This is a genomic window from Succinimonas sp. (assembly GCF_045225735.1).
In the GTDB taxonomy this organism is placed as follows: Bacteria; Pseudomonadota; Gammaproteobacteria; order Enterobacterales; family Succinivibrionaceae; genus Succinimonas.
This window is the reverse complement of the sequence record NZ_JBGVBR010000190.1, coordinates 1-6,323: the sequence shown is the minus strand read 5'-3', so window position 1 is coordinate 6,323 and position 6,323 is coordinate 1. Positions and strand designations below refer to the sequence as shown.

The following is a 6,323-nucleotide window of genomic DNA, read 5'->3' as shown; positions in this document are numbered from 1 at the left end:
GATGAATTGGCCGAGGCTCTTATGGAGAAGAAGAATTCCGAGTTTGAGGAAGCTCTTCTTGCTGACGATGAACAGGAAGATGATGCTGTCGATGAGGAGGCAGGATCCGGTTTTGAGAATCTCGGCCTTAAGGACGAGGTGCTCAGAGCTGTTCGGGATCTCGGCTATGTTAAGCCTTCTCCCATTCAGGAGGCGGCCATTAAGCCTCTTATGGACGGTCTTGATATTATCGGTCAGGCACAGACAGGCACTGGAAAAACCGCTGCCTTTGCGCTTCCGCTGATTTCTAAGATCGATCCCGATTCTCCTGTGGTGCAGGCTCTGGTCTTGCTGCCCACCCGTGAACTGGCAATTCAGGTTGCTGACGCCTGCGATTCCTTTGCCAAATACCTGAAGAAGGTGAATGTTCTCTCCATATACGGCGGTTCCTCCTACGAAAGACAGATCCGGGCCCTTAAGAATGGTGTTCAGATTGTTGTGGGGACTCCCGGCCGGGTGATGGATCTTATTGAGCGGGGCAAGCTGGATCTTTCCAATATCAGGATGCTGGTGCTGGACGAAGCAGATGAAATGCTTAAGATGGGCTTTATTGACGATGTGGAGTGGATTCTCGAAAAGTGTCCACCGGCAAAGCAGACCGCTCTCTTTTCCGCTACCATGCCGGATGCTATTAAGAAGGTGGCTAAAAAGAATCTGATCTCCCCGGAGGAAATCAGAATCGCAGCAAAGACCGCCACAGCCACCACCGTGAGACAGCGCTACTGGCTGGTTTCCGGTCTTAAAAAGATCGATGCCCTGATCCGTCTTCTGGAGGTGGAGCCTTATGATGCTCTTCTTATATTCACCAGAACCAAGACCGATGCCGAAGAGCTGGAGCAAAAGCTTTCCGCTCACGGTATTTCCTGTGATGCTCTTCATGGCGATATTCCCCAGAAGATCCGGGAAAAGGTGGTAGACAGACTGAGAAGAGGGCAGCTGGATGTGCTGGTGGCTACGGACGTAGTAGCGCGGGGTCTTGATGTTGACCGGATAACTCATGTAATAAACTACGATATCCCGTTTGATCCGGAATCTTACGTGCATCGTATCGGCCGTACCGGAAGAGCCGGCAAAACCGGCGATGCCATTCTTTTTGTTTCTCCCCGGGAGAGAAGAATGCTCCGGCTTATCGAAAAGGTCACCCGTTCTGTTATCGAACCCATGAAGATGCCCACCAACGAGGATATCAACAGACACCGCGCGGATCGTTTTCGGGATCGGATTATATCTGCCATGGAAGGAGTCTCTGAGGAGGAGATGACACCATACCGGGAGATTGTCAGGGATATTTTGGAGTCTGGTGAGGAGGATGCGGTCACTCTGGCTGCGTCCCTAGCCCGGATGGTTAACGGCAGAAAGCCCCTCTTTGTGGACAGCACCGAACCGGAGCCGGAACAGAAGACTCTGGAGGATTTCAGCCGGGAGCGAAAGACCAAGCGCGACAGATCCGCAAAACCGTCACAGCTTAAGGATTTTCCGGATCTCAAGATGATTCGTTACCGGGTGGCCGTAGGCCGCAAGGATGGTGTTAAGCCGGGTCAGATCGTAGGGGCGGTGGCTAACGAGGGCGACCTTGACAGCCGTTATATTGGCATGATCAATATTTTTGATACCTACTCTACCGTGGATCTTCCCGAGGGCATGCCCAAGGAGACTATGAGCGTTCTCAAAAAAGCAGTAGTCTGCGGCCGCAGTCTGGAGATCCGGGAATACTTCAGCGATTCCAGATGGAACGGATCCGAGGAAGGGGATGAAGATGCCGGCTTCAAACCACGGGAGCGCCGCCGGGATCGCGATTCCCGGAAGGATTTTGCCGGAAAGAAGGGCGGAGATTTTGGCAGAGGCCGCAAGCACAGCGGTGATTTTCCGGAGGAGCGTTCCCGCTTTGACAGAAAGGAAGAGCCCAGAGGCAAGAAGGGCAGGGTGCTTCGCGGCGTTCCCTTTAAGTTCGGAGCGTGATTTTCCGGCTTCTCCGCATACCTAGTTCTCTCCGCATAGGGAACAAAAGCTCTGTTTAACGAAGTACCTTAAAGAAGAGGCCCTGCTGTTACGGCAGGGCCTTAATTGCTTGTCAAGCTGTTCCGGAGATTAATCTTCAATAACTTATCTTCCCATCATCCCCTTAATCCCTATGCGCAAAATGACGGCAGCGCTTGAAAGGCACTAAGTTTGAAAAGATGCTGCTATCTTACCTCTTCTCCCCTTACTTCTTTTTCTTGCCGGATTTAGCTTTTTCTTCCTTGTCCCGGCCATCCTTATGGGATTTCTTCCGGCGATCCTTGTCAGATTTGTTCTTGTCTGACTTTTCCTTAACGGACTTGTCTTTACCGGCCTTATCACCTTTGTGTTTACCCTTTTTTTCGGAGTCCGCTTTTTTACCGGAATCTTTCTTTCCTGCCTTTCCTGAATCACCAGAGTTGCCGGAGTTTCCTGAATCTTTGCGTTCCTTGTGTCTGGATTCCTTTTCTGATTTTGCGTGCTTGCGGGATTGGCCCCAGACGCTATTACCGCTGTCTCCGGAATTATCTTCCGAGGCTTTGGCATCTTCGCTGTCCGTATTATCTGCACCTTCTGCATTATCTGAGTCAATGCTTGCAGAATCAGATTTTGAGATATCTTCAGAGTTATCCACAGGATTATCTTCAGAAACTGTTGCTTCCGAGCCGTTTTCATTTGATTCCGGCAGTATGCTGTTTTCCGGCTCAGGTGCTGTTGTTGGTTCTGACTCCGATACTGTTTCGGAGACTGCTTCAGGCGCAGCGGCGGGCTCTCCTGCCTCGGCATCAGGTTTTTTCTCCGGGAGATCCCGGCCGTTATCAAGTCTTTTAAGTTTGGCCATGTAAAAGCCGTCGCCCCCCTGGGACGGGTAAACAGTCTTTTCAGCGATTAGTTCAAAATCCGGATTATGTTCCAGGAAGGCGGCAATCTGATTATGATCCTCGCAGGAGAAAATGCTGCAGGTGGAGTAAACCAAGATGCCTCCGACCTTGGTCATTTTGGAATAGCGGTTAAGAATGTCAGCCTGAATCTCAATGAGATCCCTGATGCTGTCAGTGCCGTCAGCCCATTTTGATTCGGGATTTCTTTTCAGAACTCCGCTGCCGGAGCAGGGCACATCCAGAAGGACGCAGTCTGCCTTGCCGTGCTGCCTTTTGATAACCTTGGTGGTGTCTATAAGACGGGTTTCGATATTGTGGGCTCCGGCCTTGCGGGCTCTCAGCTTAAGCTCGTTAAGCTTCCAGTCCTTGTCATCCATGGCGATAATGCTGCCCTTGCCCTTCATAAGAGCGCTGAGGTAAAGGGTTTTGCCGCCGGCTCCGGCGCAGGCGTCGATTACCTTGTTTCCGGGCAGGGGGTCCAGAAAGAGGGGAATTTCCTGAGATCCGATATCCTGCTGCTCAAAAAGTCCTTTTTTGAAGGCTTCGGTTTTGAAGATGGCTGAGGTATCCAATACCTCCAGAGCATCGGGAAGAGCGCATTCCCGGGTTTTAACCTTTTCCGCGGCCAGCATGTTCCGGAGTTCTTCCCGGGTGGTTTTCAGGGTATTGGCTCTGATAAACCGACGGGGCTCTTTGGCAAAGCAGGGCTTTTCAGTTTCCCATCTTTCGCCAAGTTCTTTTTTACCGAATTCATCCAGCCATACCGGACAGCCGTATTTCAGGTTGGGGATTTTGTCAGCCTCCTCCATGCGGGTACGGGCATCTTTTATGGAAAAGTCATCGCAGTCCTGAAGTCCCCGGGGCACCGGCCACTTGTGAACGAGGTGGATAACACAGATGATTTTGTTGACGTGCTTTTTGATGTCCTTGATTCTTTTATAGCCGGCTACATAGGTGTAGTAGTTAAGTCTCCTGAAGACATCGTTCACCAGAGAAACAATGAGAGCCTGTTCCTCGTTTTCCAGCTTCAGCTTTTTAAAGTAGATGGCATATGCCTTGTCGAGAGCCCGTCCTTCTTCAAAAACGGCGGTAATAATGGAGTAGATCAGTCTGATTTTGAAATCGGACAGAGAGTAGGATGCCATGGTATTATACTTCCCCGAAAATATTCAATTTTGCTTTATGCGATATTCCGGAGAATTTTAGCAAATCATTAAGGCACTGTAACGCTTCTTTACAGAATAGCCCCTGCGGTAACCCGGAGATTTCTAGCGCTGCTTTCCTCCTCCGGGCAGATTCCGCTCCACCATGCACCGGAAAACCGCAGCCCGGGAACGGTTCGGGAGTGGATAATGGCCCGAGAACAAAACAGAGTGCATAACGGGCTCAGCCTGTTTCCAGGAAGTTGATTACGGTGGCCATTACATGCGGAAAGCTCAAGACGAGCGGAAACTGCTCATCAGGAAGAACTCTTTTCCTTCTGAGGGGCTCCTTCTGCGGCTTCCTCCGAGGAACTTCCGTCTCCGCCTTTGGGGCCGTAACCGGAATCCTTTAATGAAAACCCTTCCTGATTTGTCCAGACGTCCAAACCGTTTCTGGTGTTGCCGGCCACGAGACTGGCGGCAAAGCTAGGGCTGGTGAGAAGATAGCTTTCCTTGAGCTCATAGCAGTTAAGCTTGGTGTTGATCACCAGAATTTTGCGCATAATGAGGTCGTTCTTGACGTCAATAACCGGCTTTCTGAGAGATGGGGCATGTCTGATGGAGACCATGGAGCCCTTGTTGAGCATGAAGCCGGGACTGGTTCTTTTGCCCAGAGGAAAGCCTGAGGCATTAACCCCCTTTACCGAAAAGAAATAATCCTCCCGGCGGCTTAGGTTTTTGCTTTCATCCAGAAGCTGCCGGAGTCCCAGAAGCTCATCGTATACTGAGATAGGGAGCACGGCATGAGTGCGGGCTCCCTTGCTGTCTGTCAGGAAATATACCTTGCCGTCCAGTATGTCATTCACCTGAGATTGCTCCTTCGGTTTTAATCATCCCCGGACAGATCGTCTTCTTCGTCAAAATCGCCGTCATCATTGGTATTCTCCGCATCAATTCCGGAGAGCTCGTCAATGGTGCAGTCACAGCATTCGGCAAAATGCTCCATGAAGTAGTTTACCGCCGGAACCACCAGAGCCATTTTGCGGATCTTTTCTTCAAAAGTTTGCACCACATGCGTGAATTCCCGGTTGTTATTATTGAGCTCGTCCTTGGCCTTCATGTAGGCTGCCAGAGTATCTGCTGCCTTGACGAGAGGCTTATATACCGGGTTAACCTCCCGCTGCACGATAAGATTCCGGTAGTGCGATTTAAGATCCTGGGGCAGGGTGTTCAGGCATTCCCGTTCGGCAAGATGCTCCAGCTTCTTGAACTGCTTGGCAAATTCCATGGTCTGGTACTTGGTGCGGGCGTTGAGATCCTGCAGCTTGGTTTCGGAAATGTCGTGAAACAGGGCGATGGAAGCAGCCATTTCGGGACTGTAGCAGCTCCCGTAGTACTGATTGCTGATGATGGCCAAAAGGTGGGCGATAACCGCCACCTGGTAGCTGTGCTCGGCTACGTTTTCAGTTTTTACGGAATGCATGAGAGCCCATCTTTTAATGAGCGGCATTCTGGTAAACCATGCCATGAAGGTGCTTTGTTTGGTATCGCTCATCGTATCAACCCCTGAATTGTTATGATTAATTATTCACATACTTCACACAGACCTGATGACAATAGCTTAACTCATAATGAGAAGACTGATGTTTTCTGGAGGGGGCTTTAATGATTAATTTTTGATTCAAGCCGCATATAGGGAGACGGGGGCTGCGCCGGCAATGAGAGATTAAGAACACAAAAAATCCGGCTGAAGTATTGCCGGTAATGTCAGAAGAGAGAGGAACAGCGGCATAGAAAAATCCCAGGGATTGAGATCAGAAATGGCATTTCTCCTTGACTTGCCCGCCTATGTCCAAAACTCTCACCCGTAGTAGTGTTCGGGTAAAGGGGCAGAGCCCCTTTAATTATTAACCGGGAAGCGCCGCAGGCGACTTCCCTCCTTAATTATTACTCCTAGGAACAGAAACGAATAGGAGATAATGAGTCAGTACTCGAGACTGAACGTTAAGCCATACGGCGGGTCAGAGGATGATGCATCACTCGCTGTATGATCTTTCCCGATGGGGGCCTTTCAAAAAGCTCTGAAACGTGAAAAACGGCCGACCGGGTGACTACCCGATAAGGCCGTTTTCTCTGTTGCCTTTCCCGAGTCCTGCCGTTTCTTATGCCTGTTTAGCGGTAGTTTCGACGATAAATTCACCAAGGCTTATGCTGTCAGTGTTTGACAAAAAAATTCGTGCACACAACCTTACTTCATATTAGC

The 6,323-nt window shown here is 50.2% G+C and carries 4 protein-coding genes; 1 reads left to right on the top strand and 3 read right to left on the bottom strand.

Going from position 1 to position 6,323, the window contains the following annotated elements; translation table 11 throughout:
* Nucleotides 1-21 precede the first annotated feature (21 nt).
* Nucleotides 22-1,998 (top strand): DEAD/DEAH box helicase, encoded by a 1,977-nt coding sequence (locus ACJROR_RS06670; protein ID WP_406546431.1) that lies wholly within the window; start codon nucleotides 22-24, stop codon nucleotides 1,996-1,998.
* A 244-nt stretch (nucleotides 1,999-2,242) separates the two neighbouring features.
* On the opposite strand, the gene ACJROR_RS06665 is transcribed toward ACJROR_RS06670, so the two are convergent.
* The 3 genes from ACJROR_RS06665 to yfbR all read right to left on the bottom strand — a co-directional run bounded on the left by ACJROR_RS06665 (nucleotide 2,243) and on the right by yfbR (nucleotide 5,615).
* The gene (locus ACJROR_RS06665; RefSeq protein WP_406546429.1) at nucleotides 2,243-4,063 is read right to left on the bottom strand and encodes an RsmB/NOP family class I SAM-dependent RNA methyltransferase; all 1,821 of its coding nucleotides are present in this window, start codon (nucleotides 4,061-4,063) and stop codon (nucleotides 2,243-2,245) included.
* 314 nt (nucleotides 4,064-4,377) lie between these two features.
* Nucleotides 4,378-4,926, bottom strand: a complete 549-nt coding sequence (locus ACJROR_RS06660) for a DUF4357 domain-containing protein (protein ID WP_406546428.1) — start codon at nucleotides 4,924-4,926, stop codon at nucleotides 4,378-4,380.
* A 20-nt stretch (nucleotides 4,927-4,946) separates the two neighbouring features.
* Nucleotides 4,947-5,615 carry a 5'-deoxynucleotidase gene (gene yfbR / locus ACJROR_RS06655; protein WP_406043174.1) on the bottom strand — a complete coding sequence of 223 codons (669 nt, stop codon included), beginning with the start codon at nucleotides 5,613-5,615 and terminating at the stop codon, nucleotides 4,947-4,949.
* Nucleotides 5,616-6,323 lie beyond the last annotated feature (708 nt).